Genomic DNA, 19,556 nt, shown 5'->3' with positions numbered 1-19,556 from the left:
CCGGGGTGGGTGCTGATCAGTGTTCGGTGCGGTGGTGGTCCGGCGCGCCGGTGAGGCGGCGGTAGGCCGGGGAGGTGGCCAGCAGGCTTTCGTGCGTGCCGAGTTGGGGCTCCGTACCGTCGAGGAGCAGGACCCGGTCGGCGCGGTGGGCGGGGCCGGGGCGGTGCGTGATGGTGACGAGGGTGCCGGGGCGGGTGCGGAAGGCGTGTTCGACGCGGAGTTCGGTGGCGGCGTCGAGGTGGCGGGTGGCCTCGTCGAGGATGACGAGGCGGGCGTCGGTGAGGTGGGTGCGGGCGAGGGCGATCAGTTGGCGTTCGCCCAGGGAGAGGGCGGCGGGGGTGAGGGGCGCGGCCAGGCCGCCGAGGCGTTCGAGGAGGGGGAGGGCACCGACGGCCTCCGCTGCGGCGACGACGGCCGTGTCGGGGGCGTCCGGGGCGAGCCAGCGCAGGTTCTCGGCGACGGTGCCGGTGAAGACGTACGGGTCCTGCGGGAGCAGAACCCTCGCCGCGTCGCTCAGCACCTTGCCCTCGTCCGGGGCGACGACGCCCGCGACGATGTCGGCGAGGGTCGACTTGCCGATGCCCGAGGGGCCGACGACTGCCAGGTGTTCGCCGTCGGGCACCGCGAGGTCGAAGCCGTCGAGGACGGGGTCGGCGTTGGCGCCGTACGCGAAGCTGACGCCGGAGAGTTCGAAGGAGCCGCCCGAGAGGACGGGAACGGGAGCGGGAACGGCCGCGAGGGTGGCCCGAGGAGCCGGCGGGGCGGCGGAGGCGAGGCGTTCGGCGGCGACCGCCAGCCGCAGCCAGGAGGCGCCCGCGCCCTGGACGAGCAGGCGCAGCGCGGGCTCCAGCGTGCCGGTGAGGTAGGCCAGGACGCCGATGACCGCGCCCGCCGTCAGCCCGTGCCGGACGAGGGCGGGCGCGGCCAGGACGACCAGAAGCAGCGGCAGGTGCGCGCCCAGGGAGACGATCAGGCGCCGCCCGGCGGCGAGCCGGGCGAGCGCGCGGCCCGCGGCGGCGTTCGCGGCCACGGTGTCCTGGATCTCCTGCTCGGCCGCGTCCAGGGCACCGCAGGCGACGAGGTCGCGCAGGGACTGGAGGGTGTCGGCGCAGGTGCGGGCGAGGGCCTCCTCGGCGGCGAAGGCCTCCTGCTGGCGCCGCGCCGTGGCGGGGGCGAGGGCGGCGAAGGCGGCGAGGGAGAGGAGCAGCGGGCCCGCGATCAGCGCGGCGGCGGCCGGGGCGAGGGCGGCGCTGCCGAGGACGACGGCGAGGGCGGTCAGGGCGAAGTGGGAGACGACGAGCAGTTGCCCGGCGACGGTGTCGCGAACGGCCTCGACCTGGCGGGTCAGCCGGGCGACGGCGACGGCGGCCGAGCCGTCGGGCCGTCCGTGGGAGGCGACGGCGCGGTGGAGGACTCCGGACACGACCTCGCCCAGCAGCCGGTCACGCATCGGCTCGACGACCTCGGCCAGCCACGGGTACGTCTGGCGGGACGCCCAGGCGCCGGCGGCGGAGACGGCGGCGAACAGGGCGAGCCAGGCGGCGGCCGTGCGGGGCTGGTGGGCGAGGAAGCCGTGGTCGACGGCCATGGCCAGGGCCTTGCCCGCGAGGAGCGCGGGCGCGGCGGAGAGCAGGGACCAGGCGAGCAGCCGCAGCACGGCCGGGCGGTTGAGGCGGAGGGTGGAGCGCAGGAGGCGCAGGGCCGCGCGGCCCGGAGTGCCGGGCCGGGTCACGCGTCCTCCCCCGTCCCGGAGCCGAAGACGGCCCGGTAGCCGGACTCTGCGGCCAGCTCCTCGTGCGTGCCCAGCGCGCGGATGCGCCCGCCGTCGAGCCAGGCCACCAGGTCGGCGTGCGCGGCCACGGCCGCCCGTCGGGTGACCGTCACCCGGGTGCGCCGCCCGTCCTGCTCCCGCAGGGCGTGCAGCACCCCGGCCTCGGTGGCCGCGTCCAGGGAGGAGGTCGCGTCGTCCAGCACCAGCACCCGGCTGTCCCGCGCCAACGCCCTGGCGATGCCCAGTCGTTGGCGCTCCCCGCCGGAGAACGGCGCCTCGGCCAGCAGGGTGCCGTACCCCTCCGGGAGCCGCCGGACGAACGCGTCGGCGCCCGCCGCCCGCGCCGCCCGCCGGACCCGCCCGCCGTCGGTCTCCGCCCCGAGGCCGATGGCCTCCTCGACGGTGCGCCCCGGGAGGCAGGGGTCGGCGAAGGCGCAGGCCACGGCCCCGCGCAGTGCGTCCGGACGGAGCTCGCCGAGCGGGACGCCGTCGAGCAGCACCACGCCCTCGTACGGGTCCAGGAGCCCGGCGGCGACGGCGGCGAGCGCCGAGGTCGCGGCGTCGTCGGCGCCGACCACGGCGACCCAACTCCCGCCCGGGACACGGAGGTCGACCCGGTTGATCCCCCGAGCGGACACCCCTCGCAGCTCCAGCGCACCACCCCCCGGAGGCAGCGTCCGGGCACCGGCCTGCGGGAGCGGCGCGTCCAGCAGGTCTCCGAGCCGCTGCGCCCCGGCCCGGGCGCGGGACACGTCGAGCAGGCTCTGCGCTGCGCCGAACCCGCCGAGCCCGATGGCCGTGTACCCGAGCGCCGCGAGCAGCCCGCCGACGGAGAGCGCGCCCGCCGCCACAGCCGCCCCGGCGGCGGCCAGCACGGCGAGCTGCGTCACCGGCGCGAGCAGGGCGGAGCACCAGGCGATCCGGCGCTGGCTGTCCCACAACTCCCGTCCGTGGCGCGAGAGTCGGGGCACCGGCCGCAGTACCCGGGCGATCTCGCGGTCCACCGCCCCGGCGGCCGCGATGCTCCGGCTGCCGGAGACGGCGTCGAGCAGCCGCGTCGCGAGGTCGGCCTGCGCCTCCTGGTAGCCCTCGCCGAGGGCGGCCGTACGGCGCAGCTGGCGGCGGACGACCGCGTACCCGAGCGGTGCGGTGCCCAGGAAGGCGAGCGCGGCGACCGGGGCGAGCAGCGCGAGGGCCGTCAACGCCACGGCTGCCATGGCGAGTTGGGTGACGGAGTAGATCACGGCGGGCGCGGCCAGGGCGGCCTGCGGCGCGCTCGCGGTCAGCCGCGCCGCGACGTCGCCCACCGGCGGCCGGTGCGCCCCGAGCGGGCTGCCGGCCAGCGCCCGGCGTACGGCGCCCGCGCGCAGCAGGGCGGTGACCTCGGCGGAGAGCCGGGGGCCGGCGTACTGGCCGAGGGCCTCGGAGCCGGCCAGCAGGGCGAGGGTCGCCGCCGGTGGCAGGACGGCCCCGGTGCCCGCGCCGGTCAGGACGGCGTCGGCGGCGTGGGCGAGGACGGCGGGGAGGGCCAGGGTCGCGCACGTCGAGGCCGCGACGGCGAGGGTCAGGACCGCCGACCAGCGGCGGCCGAGGCCGAGCACCCGCTGCAGCCCTCCAGGGGGCTCGGGGCGCTGACGAGTTGTCGACATGGGGGGCCTCCCTGGTGCATGCGAACGCCTCGGAACGGACGCGGAACGGAGAAGGGCCCCGGTCGCGGGACCGGGGCCCGGTGCCCGCCGTGCCTCGCACGGGCCGGCCCGGTGAGGAAGGTCGGCGCGCGCGGGGCATCCGACCGCGGGGAGGGCCCGCGGTCAGCGGCGGGTCAGAGGCAGAGCAGGGTGCTGACCGTGCTGTTGGTGCAGTTGACGGCGCTCAGCGAGCTGAGGACCGAGCGGAACTCGATGGTCTCCTCGACGGTCTCCAGGGCCTGCAGGCTGAGGATGGACATGGTGAACTCCCTACGGTGGATGGTGCGGTGTTCCCGGCGGACGCCGGAACTCGTGGGCGGCGGAGGTCGCCGCGGGGGGCGGTCAGGCGTTGGGGCCGGGACCGCCGGGGGTGGGCCAGAACGGCATCGCGGGCGTGTCCGCGAACACCGCCCCGAGCGTGGACAGCACGCCGGCGGTGCCGGTGGCCAGGTCCATCGAGAGCCGGAGCAACTGCTCCCCGGGGAAGGCGGGGTGGCCCTGGTAAGGGACGGCGTGCCAGGCGAGCCGGCGGATGTGGCGCCGGATCAGCTCCCCGTGGGCCGTCCCGCCGCCGGAACCGCTCCCGGGGCTGGCGGTCTGCGCCTGCCGCAGCAGGGCGATCAGGCCGGCGCGCCCGTTGAACAGGCCGGACTGGACGATGAACTCGGGCTCGGCCGCGCCGAGGATCCGCTCCAGCCGCTCCGCCAGTTCGGCGTTGGGGCGGCGGTGCAGGTAGGCGTCCAGGACGGCGGCGATGCCGGCGCTCCCGGTCTCCAGGTACGGCAGGACACGGGCCCCGTCGTCGACCTGCAGCGTGCCGTCCTCGGCCAGGACGCAGCGCGCCAGGTCGCGTTCGAGGGCCTGCCGGGCGAGGTCGAGGAGGGCGCCGTCGCCGGAGTCCTCGTGGAGGCGGAGCAGCAGCAGGGCGGTGCCGGTGGGCCCGTGCATCAGGCCCACGCGGGCCCCGGGCTGCGGCGCGGCGCCGTCGGGCCGGTCGAGGCGCAGCCGGGTGACGGCGCGCTCGGCGGCGTCCACGGCCGCGTCGTACAGGGCGCGTTCGCCGGTGGCCCGGGCGAAGTGGTGCAGGGTGAGGCCGACGCCGGCCAGCCCGCCGGCGAGGTCGGGGCCGAGGCCGTCGAGGTCGTCCTTGCCGAGGCGTTCCAGCAGGCCGAGGGCCTCCTCGCGCCGCCCGAGCCGGTCGAGGACGTACGCGACGCCGTGCGCGCCGAGGAAGAGGCCGGGCCGGCAGGGTTCGCGCTCGACGGCGGCGAGCAGCCAGTCGACGTGCTCGGGGCGGACGTCGGCGCCGGTGGTGTGCAGGGCCCAGAGGACGCCGGCCGCGCCGTAGGAGAGGCCGAGGCCGTCGTGGGTGAACTGGCCGGGGTCGCCGGGGAAGAGCCGGTCGGTGCGCTCGGGGGTGGCGCTGGCCGTGATGGCGGCGGTGAGCTCCGCCCGAAGCCGGGGCCAGTTCTCCGGATCGCCGCTCAGCAGCTGCCGGTAGGCGCGGTCCGACTCCTCGGTGGTGGCCGGGGCGGCCTGGGCCGGAGGGTCGGGCAGCAGGGCCGGGGGCAGGGCGAAGCGTTCGCGGGCGGCGCGGACGAGCGCGTCGGCCTTGCCGGGGCTGAGGACGGTCAGGGGCATGAGCGGCAGGAAGAGCCACAGGCGCAGGGCGGCCAGCGCGTGCTCGTCGACCTCGAAGCCGGTGAGTCCGGCGGGGGCGGCGAAGCCCGCGGCGCCGAGGGCCGGGCGGCGGAACTCGTCGACGGGGGAGGCGAGTTCGAAGTCGATGAAGGCGACGGTGCCGTCCGGGCGGACGATCAGGTTGCGCGGGTGGAGGTCGCCGAACACGATGCCGCGCCCGTGGATCTGCCGCAGGCCCTCGGTGACGCCGTCGAGGATGCGCAGCGCCTTCTCGCGGTAGTCGGCGACGGCGGCCTCGTCGACCTGCGGGTGCACCAGCGGGTAGTTGAGCCCGAACCAGCGGTGCAGCGGCTCGCCCTCCACGAACTCCTGGACGAGGAAGTGGTGTTCCCACGCGGTGAGGTGGTCGAGGGCCTTCGGCACGGCGGCCACGCCGCTCAGCCGTCGCAGGATCTCGTACTCGCGGCCCAGCCGCTGGACGGCGTCCTCGGCGCGCTGGTCCAGCCCGGCGTACGGGCGGGCCTCCTTGAGCACCACCTGGGGGCCGCCGCCGGCGGAGCGGCCGAGGTAGACGCCACCGCCGTTGGAGAAGTGCAGGGCCCGCTCGACCGTGTAGGGGAACTCGCTCATGCTGCTCTGCGCGGCGGCGGCCAGGGCCTCGGTGAGGACGGCGGGCACCGGCGCCCAGTCGGGCACCTCGAAGACGGCGCGGCGTACGTCGGGTCGCAGCGCGCCGGAGGGTTCGCGGAAGGCGAGGACGAGCTCGCCGGTCTCGGTGCGGCAGAACTGTTCGACGAACCCGCCGTACCGCAGGTACAGCGGCCCCTGGCGCCAGCGCAGGTCGCTGAGGATGTACGGGCCGGGTTCGCCGCCGAGCGCGGTGTCGAGGTCGTCGAGACATCGCTCCAGTTCGCGGTCGCCGACGGGGTAGAGCGTCATGAACTTCCCGCTGGAGCCGCGCGGCGCGTACTTGGCGTTCTGCGTCTGGACGAGGGCGGGGCTGCGCAGGAACTTGAAGGCGATGCGGTGCTCGAAGCAGTAGCTCCGGACGGTGTCCAGGATGCGCGGGGCGTTGTCGACGCGAGCGGAGACGTGCACCTTCCAGCCCTGTTCGGGCAGGTGGCCGTCCACGGGCTGGTACCCGACCCACACCTCGCGGGTGTTGCGCACCCAGCCGGCCGGGGCCGGCTCGCCCGCGGCGGGGAACTCCTCCAGGGTGGCCCAGCGGACCGGGGAGTCGTAGAAGAGCGGATCGGCGTACGAGTACGCCTCGTAACGCATGTCCATGGAATCCTCCAAGGGGGGCGTCGAGCAGCGTCGAGCAGCAACGGGGGACCGCGCGCCGCACCACGGGCAGGACGGTGCCGTGGGGGCGGAGGAGCTGTGGGTGGGCGCCGGGGCGGGGCCTGAGAGGGAGGAGGCCGGGGCCGGGGGCCGGAACCGCTTGTGAGCGGCCCGTGGAGAGTCTGCGGCGGGCGTCGGGGCGAACGCCAGGCCATACAGGATGTTTGGCTGAATATCCCATCGGCAAATTCATGGGGACGATTGGCATCCCCGCGACCAGCGATCATCACTACCGGTGTCTGTTCGGCTCCGATCTGCTGTCGGCGTCGACGAGGGCCGAAAGGCGTGGCACGCAGGTCGTGCGGGGGTGCCGCCGGGCCGTCCGCGCCGGACGGTGGGGAGGGGTTCGCCGCCACCCCGTTCACCCGAACGGCGCAATGGGTTCGGGGTCGACCGTTCTGGCGCGGGACGGGGCCCCGTGGCCGGATTTCCCCCGGCGCTCGCCACCCGGACCCGGTGCGCCGGTCCACCCGACCGGCGCACCGGGTCCGCGCGGGCCCGCCGCGCGACCGGTACACGGAAGGTCGGCGTACCCGCTGACCTGCCCCGGGAGGGCGCGCCCCCGTCCGGGCAGGCCGCGCCAGGAGCGTCCCCCCCCCGCCCGGACGGGGCGTCTGCGAACCGGCGGATTCGCGCCGGTCCCGGGCCTCCGAGTTGGCGGATACGACCCGGGCCGGGTATCACAAGTCGGTGCCACCCGGCCGCAGTTGAGCGCCGGCCGGGAACGACAGCAAGGAGAACCACATGGACCGCGTCCCGGCGAGTCGCATCGTCTACGCCGACGACGGCCTCCACCACCTGGACGGCGCGCCCTTCACCGGGGTGGCGTTCACGGAGCGGAACGGCGTCCTCACGTCCGAGTCGACGTTCCGGGAGGGCCTGCGCTGGGGGCCGACGAAGGAGTGGCACCCGTCCGGGCAGCCCATGGTGGACGTGGAGTTCGTCCGGGGCGAGCTGCACGGGCGGGCGCGCGAGTGGCACCTGAACGGGCGGCCGGAGGCGGACGGGGAGTTCGAGTTCGGCATCACGCTGTGGTCGAAGTACTGGGACGAGGACGGCGTCCTGGAGGACGACTACGTGCTCACGGAATCGCGCTCGGAATACGAGAGGCTGCTGCGCCTCCGGGCCCACTACGGCGCCTCGTCCTGACCCCGGCGTCGGCGCTGTCAGTGGCGTGTGCCAGGGTCTGCGCATGCTCGCGATCGTGGTGAACACCGAGAACTGGGAGCGGCACGTCGGCGTGCCCGCCGAGGACCTGGCCGCTCTGGTGCGGCGGATCGGCGCCGAGGGCGACCGGTACCTGGTGCTCCAGCGGATACCGGACCTGCCCGACGTCTACGCCCAGGTTTGGCACGAGGCCGGCGGCGACTACACGGTGGAGCACCGCGACGGCGCCGCCGACCGGCACTTCCAGGCGTTCGCGGACGGGCCGGAGGCCGCGATCGCGGCCCTGGAGGGCTGGGCGCGCCAGGAGGCCGGATGGGGCGGCGGGCTGACGTGGGAGCCGCTGGACACGGGCCCCGCCCCCGAGGTCCCGCCGCTCGACCTCGGCGACGACGAGCGCGCCGAACTGGAGGCGCGCGTACGGGAGTCGCTCGTCGGTGGCTACGCCACGCGCGCCGACCTGGCGGAGCTCGCCGAGGAGTACCTGGTCACCGAGGACCGCCGCCCCGTCTCCCGCGCGCAGGCCCAGGCCCTGGCCGACCGCCTCTGGACGGAGCGCGTCGCCGAGCAGGCCGCCTGGCGGGGCGAGACCGACCCCGAGCGGCTCACCCGCGCCTTCGCCGCCCTCGACGCGGCCGGGATCACCGCCCGCGAGAACTTCACCTGCTGCCGCTCCTGCGGCCAGGCCGAGATCGGCGCCGAGGGCGGGCCCGACCAGCGGGGCTTCGTCTACTTCCACACCCAGTGCACGGACTCCGCAGCGGCCGGGCGCGGCCTCACGCTCCTGTACGGCGGCTTCGACGGCTCCACCGAGACCACCGCCGCCGTCGGCCGGGAGGTCGTGGCCGCCCTGGAGGCCGTCGGCCTCGCCACCGAGTGGGACGGCGACCCCGAGCGGGCCGTCACCGTCACGCCCCTGGACTGGCGCCGCCGCCTCGTCGGCTAGCCCCATCGGTTGCCAGCCAGTCGGCGAGCACTGCCGCCTGGCTGTGGTCGACGTCCTTGGTGGCCGTCAGCAGCGTGAGCCGTCCCCGCGCCGCGAGGTCGCGCAGGTGGCCGGCGGCCTCGTGGTGGGCGGCGTCGCCCAGCTCGGCCAGGTAGCGGCGGCGGAACTCGGCGAAGAGGGCCGGGTCGTGGCCGTACCAGTGCCGCAGGTCGGTGGACGGGGCGACCTCGCGCAGCCACTCGTCCAGGTGCGCGTGCTCCTTGCTCACCCCGCGCGGCCAGATGCGGTCGACGAGTACCCGCTGCCCGTCCTGGGGCGTCGGCTCCTCGTAGATCCGGCGGTAGGCGATCCGTGCGGGGGCGGCGGCCATGGCGATTCCTCTCAGTCGTGCTCGGGGGAGGCGGCGGGGGCGGGGGAGCCGTAGCCGCCCCCGCCCGGGGTGCGGATCTCCAGCGCGTCCCCCGCCGCCAACTCGGCGCCGCCGCAGCCGGGCAGTTCCTCGGCGGTGCCGTCCGCGCGCAGCAGGCGGTTGCCCCCGAGCGCGCCGGGGGAGCCGCCCGCCAGGCCGTACGGGCGGACGCGGCGGTGGCCGGTGAGCAGGCTGGCCGTCACGGGCTCGCGGAAGCGCAGGCGGCGCAGCACGCCCGCCCCGCCGTGGTGGCGGCCGGCGCCTCCGCTGCCGGGGCGGACGGCGAACTCCTCGACCAGGACGGGCAGTCGGTGCTCCAGCACCTCGGGGTCGGTGAGGCGGGAGTTGGTCATGTGGGTCTGCACCGCGTCGGCCCCGTCGAAGTCCGGCCCGGCGCCCGCGCCGGAGGCGATGGTCTCGTAGTACTGGTGGCGGGCGTTGCCGAAGCTCAGGTTGTTCATCGTGCCCGAGCCCTCCGCCTGCACCCCGAGCGCGGCGTACAGCGCGCCGACCACGGCCTGGGAGGTCTCGACGTTCCCGGCCGCGACGGCGGCGGGGTACGCGGGGGCGAGCATCGAGCCGGGCGGCACCACGATCTCCAGCGGGCGCAGGCAGCCGTCGTTGAGCGGGATGTCCTCGGCGACGAGGGTGCGGAACACGTACAGCACGGCGGCCGTGACGACGGCCGATGGGGCGTTGAGGTTGCCGTCGAGCTGCGGCGAGGTGCCGGTGAAGTCGACGACGGCGCTGCGCCGTTCGCGGTCCACCCGCACCGAGACGGCGATCACCGCGCCCGAGTCCGTCTCGTAGCGGTACGCGCCGTCGGCGAGGCGCCCGATCGCCCGGCGCACCGCCTCCTCGGCGTTGTCCTGGACGTGCCGCATGTACGCCTGGACGACGTCGAGGCCGAAGTGCCCGATCATCGCGCCGACTTCGTCCACGCCCTTGCGGTTGGCGGCGATCTGGGCGCGCAGGTCCGCGAGGTTGGTGTCCGGGTCGCGGGAGGGGTACGGCGCCCGGGTGAGCAGCCGTACGGTCTCCTCCTCGCGCAGCCGCCCGTCCACCACCAGCGGCCAGGCGTCGAAGAGGACGCCCTCCTCCTCGATCACCCGGCTGTCGGCGGGCATCGAGCCGGGCGTGAGGCCGCCGATCTCGGCGTGATGGCCCCGGGAGGCGACGTGGAAGAGGACGCGGCGCCCGTCGGGGTCGAACACGGGGGTGACCACGGTGACGTCCGGCAGGTGGGTGCCGCCGTGGTACGGGTCGTTGACGGCGTAGGCGTCGCCCGGGCGCAGGTCGGGGCCGCGTCGCCGGATCACCTCCTTGACGGTGGTGCCCATCGAGCCGAGGTGGACGGGGATGTGTGGGGCGTTGGCGACGAGGTTGCCGTCCGGGTCGAAGAGGGCGCAGGAGAAGTCCAGCCGCTCCTTGATGTTGACGGACTGGGCGGTGGACTCCAGCCGGGCGCCCATCTGTTGGGCGATCGCCGTGAAGAGGTTGTTGAACACCTCCAGGAGGACGGGGTCGGCGGCGGTGCCGACGGCCTCCTCAGGGCGGGCCCGCACCCGGGCGAGCAGCAGGTGGCCGGCCTCGGTGACGGCGGCCTCCCAGCCGTCGTCCACGACGGTGGTGGCGTTGGCCTCGGTGATCACGGCGGGGCCGGTGACGGTGTCGCCCGGGCGCATCGACTCCCTTTGCAGCAGCGGGACGTGGCTCCAGGCGCCGCCCGTGTACAACGGCGCGAGGGCGGCGGGGGAGGACTCGACAGCGGCGGGGGCGTCGAGGCGCGGCTGCTCCGTGACGCCCGTGCCCTCGACGCCCAGGGACTCGATCACCAGTGGCCGGTCCATCAGGAAGGAGTAGGTCGCCCGGTGCCGCTCCTCGAACTCGGCCCGCATCTGGGCCGGTTCGCCCAGCGGGACTTCGATGGCGGTGTCCGTGCCCCGGTAGCGCAGCCGGGCCCGGCGGGCCAGCCGGATGCGCTCCGCCGGGACGCCCTGGGCGCGCAGCTCGGCGGTGGCGGCCCGCGCCAGCTCCTCCGCTCCGGCCCGTACGGCCTCCATCTCGCCCTGTGCCGGCGGCCGTTCGACCGCGTGCTCGCGCAGCACCGTGGTGTCGGCCAGGCCGATGCCGAGGGCGGACAGCACCCCGGCCATCGGCGGGACGAGCACCGTGCGGATGCCCAACTCCTCGGCCACCGGGCAGGCGAGCTGGCCGCCCGCGCCGCCGAAGGTGGTCAGAGCGTAGCGGGTGACGTCGTGGCCCTGCTGGACGGAGATGCGCTTGATCGCGTTGGCGATGTTGCCGACCGCGATCCTCAGAAACCCCTCGGCGGCCTCCTCTGCCGTCTTCTCCCCTATGTCCCGTGCCATCTCGATGAATTGATGTCTCGTCAGATTGATGTCCAGTGGCTGATCCCCCTCCGGCCCGAACACCCGGGGGAAGCGGTCGGCCTGGACGCGCCCGAGCAGCAGGTTGGCGTCCGTCACGGTCAGCGGCCCGCCGCGCCGGTAGCAGGCGGGCCCGGGGTCGGCCCCGGCGGAGTCCGGGCCGACCCGCAGCCGCCCGCCGTCGTAGCGCAGCACCGAGCCGCCGCCCGCCGCGACGGTGTGGATGGCCAGCATCGGTGCCCGCAGCCGCACCCCGGCGACCCGGGTGGTCACCACCCGCTCGTACGCGCCCGCGAAGTGCGACACGTCCGTGGAGGTGCCGCCCATGTCGAAGCCGATCACCCGCTCGTACCCCGCGAGTCGGGACATCCGCACCATCCCGACGATGCCGCCCGCCGGGCCGGACAGCACCGCGTCCTTGCCCCGGAAGTGCCCGGCCTCGGCGAGGCCGCCGTTGGATTGCATGAACATCAGTCGCACGCCCGCGAGTTGGCCTGCCACCTGCTGCACGTAGCGGCGCAGCCCGGGGGAGAGGTAGGCGTCCACCACGGCGGTGTCACCGCGCGGCACCAGCCTCATCAGCGCGCTGACCTCGCTCGACAACGAGACCTGGACGAAGCCCAGTTCCTCCGCCAGCGCGCCGATCGCCCGCTCGTGCGCCGGGTACAGGTAGCTGTGCAGGCAGACCACGGCGAGGGAGCGGAGGCCGTCACGCAGGCAGCCGCGCAACTCCCGTGCCAGGGCGTCGAGATCGGGCGCTCGCAGCACCTCGCCCTCGGCGGTGACCCGCTCGTCCACCTCCACCACCCGCTCGTACAGCGGCGGCGGCAGCACGATCGCGCGGGCGAAGATCTCCGGCCGGTCCTGGTAGCCGATCCGCAGCGCGTCCGCGAAGCCCCGGGTGATCACCAGCGCGGTCGGCTCGCCCCGGCGCTCCAGCAGGGCGTTGGTGGCCACCGTCGTCCCCATCCGCACCGACTCGATCCGCCCGCCCGGCGGCAGCAGTGCCCTGATCCCGGCGACGGCGGGGTCCCGGTCGCGGCCGGGGTCGTGCGACAGCAACTTGTGGGTCAGCAGCCGCCCGTCCGGGGCCAGCGCCACCACGTCCGTGAACGTCCCGCCCCGGTCCACCCAGAACTGCCAGCCGCCGGCGGCCGCCACGATCGGCACCTACCCGCCGGTGATCGCCACGGCGAGGCCGGCGCACTGCCGGTAGCAGCAGGACAGCAGGACGAGGTCGGCGACGTCGACCGCGTCCGCCGTCCCGTCCGGGCCCCGCAGCAGCGCGTACAGCTGGTGCTGGCGCCGTTCGACCTCGGCCAGCAGGGCGCGGGCGTCCGCCTCGTCCTCGGGGGCGGGGGTCTCCAAGGCGTCGGCGGCCTGCCCGACCAGGGCCAGGGCGGTGTGGGCGAGCCCGTTGAGCGGGGTGCGCAGGCGCCGGTCGAACGGCTCGCGCTCCTGCCGCGCCCAGGCGGCCTCCAGCAGGCGCTGCGCGATCTGCCCGAGGGCCTCCACCTGGCAGCCGACGTGCACGGCGAGTACCAGCCCGGTCTGCCCGCCGGGGGCGCGGGCGGCATCCTCCTCGATCCGCTCGCGCAGCTCCGCGAGCGCCTTCTCAGCCGCCGCGATCCCCTCGTGCCCCGCCTCCGGCCCGGCCAGGACGGCCGTCACCCCGCGCAGCGCCGCGTGCGCCAGCCGTACGAGCCCGGCCAGATCGCCCACCAGGGCCCGGTACTCCGCTTCTGCGCCCTCGGCCATCTCGCGCTCCCGTCCGACAACCCCTCCGTCCGAAAACCCCTCGACCAGTGTCCCCCGGCCCTGCGTATGCTCGCGCGATGACAACGGGAGAAGGAACACATCCCACCGTCCTCGTGCGGGTGGGCCACCGAGAGGCCGAGATCGACGAACTGCTCGCGCCCGTGATCGAGGCCTGCTGGCGCGGCGGGTTCGAGACCCTCATCTGCTGCCAGGACGCGGGCGAGAGCAACACGAGCTGGGCGAAGAAGCTGCCGCACATGGCCGCGTACGCGGAGGCCCGGCGCGGCTGGAGCTTCATCGACTTCCCGATCGACAGCGGCCTCGCCTTCCTCACGGCCGTCGCGAACGCGGGCCCGCGCGACGCCTTCTACGTGCGGATGACCCACTGGGCCGCCCCGCAGGCGTGGGACGTCAGCATCAGGCCGATGGACCCTGCGGTGTTCCGCGCGGAGCAGCCGTCGGAGTTCCGCCTGCGGCACCTCCAGGTGCTCCTTCCCGGCCACGACCTGCCGGAGCTGACCCGCCGCCTCCACGAGCACGCCGCGGGTCGGCGCGTGGCCCCCGCGCCGGCCGACTGGAGCACCGTCGGCCGCTGAGGCCGCTGAGCCCGCTCAGGGCAGCGGGACGAAGGCGATCGGGCAGTGGACGTGGTGGATCGCCGCGTGGGCGACCGAGCCGAGGTGGTGGCGCAGCGGCCCGCGGCGGGTGTGGCGGCCGAGGACGAGGAGGCCGACGTCGGTTCCCGTCCCGGCGGCCTCCACGAGGACGATCCCGGCCTTGCCCCGGGTGAGCTCCGTGCTCACCTCCACCTCGGGGTGGCGGGCGCGCCAGGGGGCGAGGGCCTCGGTGAAGCGCTGCCGCTCGGCCTCGGACACCTCGCCCTCCAGCCCGCCGATCGCGTCGAAGTGCATGTACTCCGTGCCCGGCGGCGGCGCCCACACGTGCAGGACGCGCAGCGGCGCCGAGCGCAGGGCCGCCTCCTCGAAGGCGAAGGCCAGCAGGTCGTCGGCCGGGCGGTCGAGGTCCACGCCCACGAGTACGGCGCCCGGCGCGGCGCCCCCGCCCCGGACGAGCACCACCGGGCACACGGCCCGCCGCAGCACCTCCTGGCTCACCGACCCGACCAGGAACCCGCGGACGGTCCCGAGCCCCCGCGAGCCGAGCACGAGCATCCCGGCCCGCCGCCCGGCCTCCTCCAGCGCCTCGGGCGGAGCGGTGGGCACGTGCGCGGAGTTGATCGCCACCTCCGGGTGCGAGGCCCGCAACTCCGCCTCCCGGACGGCCAGTTGCTCCACCTCCTGCCGCCGCTCCTCCCGCTTCGGCCACGGCCACGCGAGCAGCAGCTCCAACGGCAGCCCCCGCAGCCGCGCCTCCCGCGCGGCCCACTCACTGGCGGCCACACTCTCCGGCGACCCGTCGAACCCGGCGAGGACGGTCCCGGTCACCCCCGGTGCGTCGGGGGAGCCGAAGTCGGGGGAGTCGAAGTCGGGGGAGTCGAACGAGCGGTCCACAGTTCCTCCCGGGGTCCCTGCCCAGTATCGGCCGCCCCCGCGACCCCCGCCTCCCCGCCGGTCAGCCCTTGACGTTGCGCCGGGCCGAACCCACCAGGAACACCACCGCGAGCATCGCCGCGGACAGCGCCCCGACGAGCAGCGGGCCGGGGCCGGCCGGTACGCCGTTCGGCCGGACGGCGCCCATGAAGTCCAGCGCCGCCACGTTGTTGGCGAGGAGGTACCAGAGCGGCAGGTAGACCACCTGGAAGACCCGGTGGGTACGGGTGACCACGCCCAGCGCCATGGCCAGCGAGGGGATGAACAGCACACCCCCGAACCAGCAGGCCGCCCCGGCGCCGTCACCGGCCACCAGCATCCGCAGCAGCGGGGCGAGGCCCGTCACCGCGGTGAGCACCAGCCCGGACGCCCACTCGGCCAGCAGCCTGCGCCGGGCCGTCGGGTAGGCGCCGAGCAGCACCTCCAGGCCGTTCTCGACCTGCTGGCTGCCCAGCCGCGACCAGATCAGCACGGGCCAGAGCCAGACGCCGGGCAGCACCCCGCCGGTCACCGTGCCGATCGGCAGGGAGAGACCGGCGACGGTGAGCGCCCCGGCCCCCGCCCACCACCAGGGCGGGGTCCCCTGCAGCAGGATGCGGACCTCGCCGGCCAGCAGCCGGCCGAAGGCCCCGGCCCGGGCCGGCTCGGTGCGTGGCAGCGCGCCCGGGGCGGTGGACCAGGTCGAGCCGGGCGCGGGCGCGTCCGTCGGCGACTCCGCCGTGGCCGGGAGCAGCGGGCCGGGCGCACGGGCCGGGTCGAAGCGGCCGAACCAGAGTGCGGGCAGGAGCGCCACCGCGAGGGCCAGCAGGACCAGCGCCACCCGGGCGAGCACGAACCCGCCGGACGGGGAGAAGCCGTTCCAGGGGAAGGTGTCCAGCGGCTTGCCGACCTTGGTCAGGCCGAGGCTGAACCCGTCCTCCGCGGTGCGCAGGTGCTGCTCGCCCAGCGCGGTGCTCATCGACTGCGTGATCCGGTGCACGCCGAGGCCGCCGAAGGGTGCGGAGGCCGACTGGCCGCCGATCGAGACCACCATGGCCAGGACGAACCAGACCACGTTCCCGAAGCCGGCCCGCAGCAGCGGCACCGTCTCGAAGAGGATCGCGGCCGCGGCGGTCAGCGCCATCAGCGGCAGCGCGAGCAGGACGAACGGTTGGAGCAGGGCGAGCGGGTCGATCGAGCGGTCCTCGCCGCGGGCCAGCTGCATCAGCAGCGCGGTGACGGCCAGCACGCCGAGCATCGAGGCGAGCACCAGCAGGTTGCTCAGGAACTTGGCGGCCAGGTAGCCGGAGGTGCGCAGCGGGGTGGCGGCGAGGATCTGGCCGACCCTGGTGGTCGTGTCCCGCCCGATGCCGCTGCGGACCACGTAGAAGCCGCCGAAGGTGAGCCAGAGCGCCCCGGCCAGGGCGGTGGCGACGCCGACGTAGGCGCTGTTGTAGACGCCCCGGTGGCCGGCCACGTCCATGATCACCCAGGTGCTCTCCGCCTTCGGGACGGCCAGGTAGCCGAGCCCGATCGCGCCCAGCAGGGTCACCGCGTACGCCGGTCGGCGCACCCGGTCGCGGAAGTCGCCGACCGCGAGGCCGGCGAGCGTGCGCGCCGTCACCGGCCCACCGCCCGCTGCGGGGCGGGCGTGCGCCCGGCGGAGCGGATGATGCCCAGGTAGGCGTCCTCCAGGTCGGGCCGGACGGGGACGGCGTCCCGGGTCGGCGGGGCGGGGGCGAGCAGCCGCAGCCGTACGCCGTTCGCCGTCCGCACCGTGCGGCTGACCGTGAACCGGGACTGGACGTCCTGGACGGCCTGGACGTCCCCGGCGGCGATCACGGCCTCCCAGACCTGCCCGTCGATCTCGCGGAGCAGTTCCTCGGGGGATCCGCGGCGCAGCAGCCGGCCCTGGGCGACGACGGCGATGTCGGAGGCGACCGACTCGACGTCGGAGACGATGTGGGTGGAGAGCATCACGATCCGGTCGGCCGCGAGGTCGCTGAGCAGGTTGCGGAAGCGCACCCGCTCCTCCGGGTCCAGACCGGCCGTCGGCTCGTCGACCACGATCACCCGGGGATCGGCCAGCAGGGCCTGGGCGATGCCGATCCGGCGGAGCATGCCGCCGGAGTACGTGCCGAGCGGGCGCTTGACGGCCTCGGTCAGGTTGACCAGCTGGATCAGCTCGTCGATCCGGGCCTTGGCGGAGCGCGCGGACAGGCCCTTGGCGGCCGCCAGGTAGGACAGGAACTCCCGCGAGGTCAGGTTCGGGTAGACCCCGAAGTCCTGTGGCAGGTAGCCGAGTTCGCGGCGCAGACGGTCCGGGTCGGCGACCACGTCGGCGCCCTGGTAGCGGACCTGGCCGCTGGTGGGCCTGGTGACGGTGGACACGATCCGCATCAGCGAGGACTTGCCGGCGCCGTTGGGCCCCAGCAGGCCCAGCAGGCCCGGGTTCAGATGCATCGTCAGGTTGTCGACGGCACGCTTGCCGCCCTTGTACACCTTGGTGATGTCGGTCAGTGAGAGCACGGTCCGCCTCAGCCCCTCAGGTCCGTCGGCCTGCCGTCACGCGTCACGGTGACGCCGCGCGGGACCTCCACCCGGAACCTGGCGTCGCAGTCGGCCAATCCGCTGCACCCCGCCCGGAGTTCGAGCGTCCCGTTGTCCAGCTCCCAGACCTTTCTGATGTCGCCCACCTTCAGGTCGCCCGTCTTGAACCACCGGGTGACCTTGACGTCCTCGCGGTCGGCCGGGACGAGGTCGGTCCGGTTGCCGTGGGCCTTGACGTCCAGAGTCTTGCCGCTGAACGCGAAGCTCTTCTCCTCGGGCTTGGCGTCCCCGGCGTCGGCGCAGCCGGTGAGCGGCACGAGCGCGGCGACGACGAGGGCGAGCAGGGCGGGCGGTGCGGATTTCAGGCGCGTTGCCACCGGTTCCTCCGGGACGCTGGGACTGGGAACGCTTGAAAGGTTCGCCGATCCGCGCCCGGCTGCCATCCACCGTTCGGCAGATATCCGGGAGTTGGCCGATCCGGGAGCTACACCGAGGCGTGCTCGGTGACGAAGGCCGCGATGGTGTCCTCCATCTGGGCCAGGCCCGGCTCTTCGAGGGGGTAGTGGCCGGCGTTGTCGAGGAGGACGGTGTCGACGGGGACCTTGGTGATGCGGGAGAGGAAGGGCGTGCTCAGGTGCAGCGGCGTCCAGCGGTCCTCGGCGGGCTGGGTGAGCAGGACGGGGCAGGCGTCGAAGTCCTCGGGTTCGACGGCGGGGGCGTACGTCGCGTAGCGGTCGAGGAAGCGGACGCTGACCCAGTTCCCGGCGGAGGTGCGGTCGCGCAGCATGCTCTTGAGGGCGGCGGGGTCGTTGGCGAGCGCCGACATCTTGGAGGCCAGGGTCATCGGGTACTTCAGGCGCGCGGCCGGGGTCCTGGCCAGCTGGTGGAAGAACGGGATGCCCGCGCGGGAGGTCAGCTTGTCGTGGGCGGTCTCGTCGCGGACGCGCTGGTCGCGCTGGTCGAGGAAGGTCATGCCGACGATCCCGGCGAGCGTGCCGCGCGGGGCCTTCGCGGCGGCGTGGTACGTGACCATGCCGCCCGCGCTCAGCCCGTACAGGACGATCGGGCGGTCGTCGCGCTCGCGCTCGTACGCGAGGAAGTCGACGACGAGGTCGACCCAGTCGTCGTAGGAGGGCGTGGAGCCGGAGCGGACCTGGGTGAGGCCGTAGCCGAGGTTGTCCAGGGCGACGGTCTCGAAGCCGCGCCGGGCCAGCGGTGCGCCGAGGATCAGGGACATCTGGCGGCCGTTGGTGCCCACGCCGTGGTGCAGGACGACCTTCGCCTTCGCCTCGGGGTTGCGGTAGCGGTCGAGGTGGACGCGGTGGCCGCGCCAGTTCCAGTACTCCTCCGTGGGCGCCGTTTCGTCGGTGAGGCGCAGCCGGGCGGGGAGGTGCTGCTGGAGGTCGCGCCAGGCCTGCTGGTCGCGGTAGGCGGAGGGGGTGGTGCTGCTCATCGTGGTGCCTTTCGACGGCGGCCCGCCGCGAGGGGTCAGGCCGGTGACGAGGTGGGGCGGGCGAGTGCCCCGAGGGTGATCATCCGTACGCCGGCGCGCAGTTCGCGGCGGACGGCGTCGGGGTCGCGCAGGTCGTCCTCCAGCCCCCGGGTGAAGGTGAGCAGGACGGCGGCGGCCTGCCGCGCCGCGTCCGGGGCGTCCCCGGAGAGGGCGGAGGTCAGGAGCCCGGCCAGGACGTTCATGTAGGCGTCGACCAGTTCGGGGGCCTGCGCGGTGGAGACCGTCAGCAGCTCCTGGGCGTGGGCGGGGCTGTCCTGCCAGAGCCGGACGGCGACGTCCAGCTTCACCGTGAGCACCGCGAGGACCTTCTCCTCGGGCGTCGGGGCGGCCGCCTCCGCCGCTCGGGCGGCCTCGGCGGCCTGCTCCAGGCCGGTGCGGACGATCTTGACGAGCGCCTCCTCCTTGCTCCCCGCGTACTTGTAGACCGTGGGGCGCGACAGCTGCGACTCCTCGACGATGTCGGACACGCTGGTCCGGCGGTACCCGGCGCGGCAGAAGCAGCGGTAGGCGGCGTCGAGGACGAGCTGGGAGGAGGAGACCTTCGGCATGGCTACAAAGTTAACACTCTCCATGAAAAGTGTAAACCGGGCGGAGCGCGCCCCCGGGGGGTCGGCGAGGGCGGCCGTCCCGCATCGTGAGCAGACCGGGGTGCGAGGGGCCCGAGTGGATCTGTGACCTGCGTCACGAATAACCCGCCGGTAGTAAGAACGGAGAGTGATAGTCCCAGGCGTGCCCGGTCCGCCCGACGCGCCGCCGGGCGCCCGGGCGGACCGGATTCCACGGTTCCCCATTCCCTTCCGAATTCCCCCTGCCGTCACACTGGTCTGGCTCGGGCTGCTCTCCTAGCCTGTTT

At 75.0% G+C, this 19,556-nt stretch carries 16 protein-coding genes; 3 read left to right on the top strand and 13 right to left on the bottom strand.

The features are described from left to right. Nucleotides 1–16 precede the first annotated feature (16 nt). The 4 genes from ACIRRS_RS29785 to lanKC form a co-directional block, all read right to left on the bottom strand. On the bottom strand, nucleotides 17–1,732 hold the full coding sequence (locus tag ACIRRS_RS29785) for an ATP-binding cassette domain-containing protein (RefSeq protein ID WP_402977067.1): 1,716 nt from the start codon (nucleotides 1,730–1,732) through the stop codon (nucleotides 17–19). Then, a complete protein-coding gene (locus tag ACIRRS_RS29780) occupies nucleotides 1,729–3,420 on the bottom strand; it encodes an ATP-binding cassette domain-containing protein (protein ID WP_402977064.1) in 1,692 nt (563 codons plus the stop codon). Before ACIRRS_RS29780 ends, ACIRRS_RS29785 begins: the two co-directional genes overlap by 4 nt. 173 nt (nucleotides 3,421–3,593) lie before the next feature. Beyond that, nucleotides 3,594–3,719 carry a SapB/AmfS family lanthipeptide gene (locus ACIRRS_RS29775; RefSeq protein ID WP_402977061.1) on the bottom strand — a complete coding sequence of 42 codons (126 nt, stop codon included), beginning with the start codon at nucleotides 3,717–3,719 and terminating at the stop codon, nucleotides 3,594–3,596. A gap of 82 nt (nucleotides 3,720–3,801) precedes the next feature. Continuing rightward, the gene (gene lanKC / locus ACIRRS_RS29770; protein WP_402977058.1) at nucleotides 3,802–6,387 is read right to left on the bottom strand and encodes a class III lanthionine synthetase LanKC; all 2,586 of its coding nucleotides are present in this window, start codon (nucleotides 6,385–6,387) and stop codon (nucleotides 3,802–3,804) included. 801 nt (nucleotides 6,388–7,188) lie between these two features. Between lanKC and ACIRRS_RS29765 the strand changes: the two genes are divergently transcribed. Beyond that, on the top strand, nucleotides 7,189–7,593 hold the full coding sequence (locus ACIRRS_RS29765) for a toxin-antitoxin system YwqK family antitoxin (RefSeq protein WP_402977055.1): 405 nt from the start codon (nucleotides 7,189–7,191) through the stop codon (nucleotides 7,591–7,593). A 43-nt stretch (nucleotides 7,594–7,636) separates the two neighbouring features. Then, on the top strand, nucleotides 7,637–8,554 hold the full coding sequence (locus tag ACIRRS_RS29760) for a DUF6891 domain-containing protein (RefSeq protein ID WP_402977052.1): 918 nt from the start codon (nucleotides 7,637–7,639) through the stop codon (nucleotides 8,552–8,554). On the opposite strand, the gene ACIRRS_RS29755 is transcribed toward ACIRRS_RS29760, so the two are convergent. From ACIRRS_RS29755 to ACIRRS_RS29745, 3 genes are read right to left on the bottom strand one after another with little or no spacing between them, the layout of a single operon-like run. Further along, nucleotides 8,517–8,924, bottom strand: coding sequence for a DUF488 domain-containing protein (locus tag ACIRRS_RS29755; RefSeq protein WP_402977049.1), 408 nt, complete (start codon nucleotides 8,922–8,924; stop codon nucleotides 8,517–8,519). The two genes, ACIRRS_RS29760 and ACIRRS_RS29755, sit on opposite strands and share 38 nt — an antisense overlap. 11 nt (nucleotides 8,925–8,935) lie before the next feature. Further along, nucleotides 8,936–12,514 carry a hydantoinase B/oxoprolinase family protein gene (locus ACIRRS_RS29750; protein ID WP_402977046.1) on the bottom strand — a complete coding sequence of 1,193 codons (3,579 nt, stop codon included), beginning with the start codon at nucleotides 12,512–12,514 and terminating at the stop codon, nucleotides 8,936–8,938. Between the two features lie 9 nt (nucleotides 12,515–12,523). Next, nucleotides 12,524–13,111: a hypothetical protein gene (locus ACIRRS_RS29745; protein WP_402977043.1), complete on the bottom strand. Its 588-nt coding sequence runs from the start codon at nucleotides 13,109–13,111 to the stop codon at nucleotides 12,524–12,526. Nucleotides 13,112–13,188: 77 nt separating this feature from the next. Here ACIRRS_RS29745 and ACIRRS_RS29740 point away from each other — a divergent pair, with 77 nt between their 5' ends. Next, the gene (locus tag ACIRRS_RS29740; RefSeq protein ID WP_402977040.1) at nucleotides 13,189–13,707 is read left to right on the top strand and encodes a hypothetical protein; all 519 of its coding nucleotides are present in this window, start codon (nucleotides 13,189–13,191) and stop codon (nucleotides 13,705–13,707) included. A 15-nt stretch (nucleotides 13,708–13,722) separates the two neighbouring features. Here the strand turns inward: ACIRRS_RS29740 and ACIRRS_RS29735 are convergent, their stop codons facing one another. From ACIRRS_RS29735 to ACIRRS_RS29710, 6 genes are all read right to left on the bottom strand, one after another. Then, nucleotides 13,723–14,622, bottom strand: coding sequence for a universal stress protein (locus ACIRRS_RS29735; RefSeq protein WP_402977037.1), 900 nt, complete (start codon nucleotides 14,620–14,622; stop codon nucleotides 13,723–13,725). Nucleotides 14,623–14,683: 61 nt separating this feature from the next. After that, nucleotides 14,684–16,264, bottom strand: coding sequence for a hypothetical protein (locus ACIRRS_RS29730; RefSeq protein WP_402977034.1), 1,581 nt, complete (start codon nucleotides 16,262–16,264; stop codon nucleotides 14,684–14,686). Further along, complete coding sequence (locus ACIRRS_RS29725) at nucleotides 16,261–17,169, bottom strand: ATP-binding cassette domain-containing protein (RefSeq protein ID WP_402977031.1); 909 nt, start codon at nucleotides 17,167–17,169, stop codon at nucleotides 16,261–16,263. Before ACIRRS_RS29725 ends, ACIRRS_RS29730 begins: the two co-directional genes overlap by 4 nt. Nucleotides 17,170–17,177: 8 nt before the next feature. Beyond that, nucleotides 17,178–17,567: a hypothetical protein gene (locus tag ACIRRS_RS29720; RefSeq protein ID WP_402977029.1), complete on the bottom strand. Its 390-nt coding sequence runs from the start codon at nucleotides 17,565–17,567 to the stop codon at nucleotides 17,178–17,180. A 107-nt stretch (nucleotides 17,568–17,674) separates the two neighbouring features. Continuing rightward, nucleotides 17,675–18,643 (bottom strand): alpha/beta hydrolase, encoded by a 969-nt coding sequence (locus tag ACIRRS_RS29715; RefSeq protein ID WP_402977026.1) that lies wholly within the window; start codon nucleotides 18,641–18,643, stop codon nucleotides 17,675–17,677. Nucleotides 18,644–18,678: 35 nt separating this feature from the next. After that, nucleotides 18,679–19,251, bottom strand: coding sequence for a TetR/AcrR family transcriptional regulator (locus tag ACIRRS_RS29710; protein WP_402977023.1), 573 nt, complete (start codon nucleotides 19,249–19,251; stop codon nucleotides 18,679–18,681). Nucleotides 19,252–19,556: the final 305 nt, after the last annotated feature.

The sequence above is a fragment of the Kitasatospora sp. NPDC101183 genome (assembly GCF_044767945.1).
GTDB lineage: Bacteria > Actinomycetota > Actinomycetes > Streptomycetales > Streptomycetaceae > Kitasatospora.
Note: the sequence above shows the minus strand (reverse complement) of the source record. Positions and strands in the feature narration are given on the sequence as shown.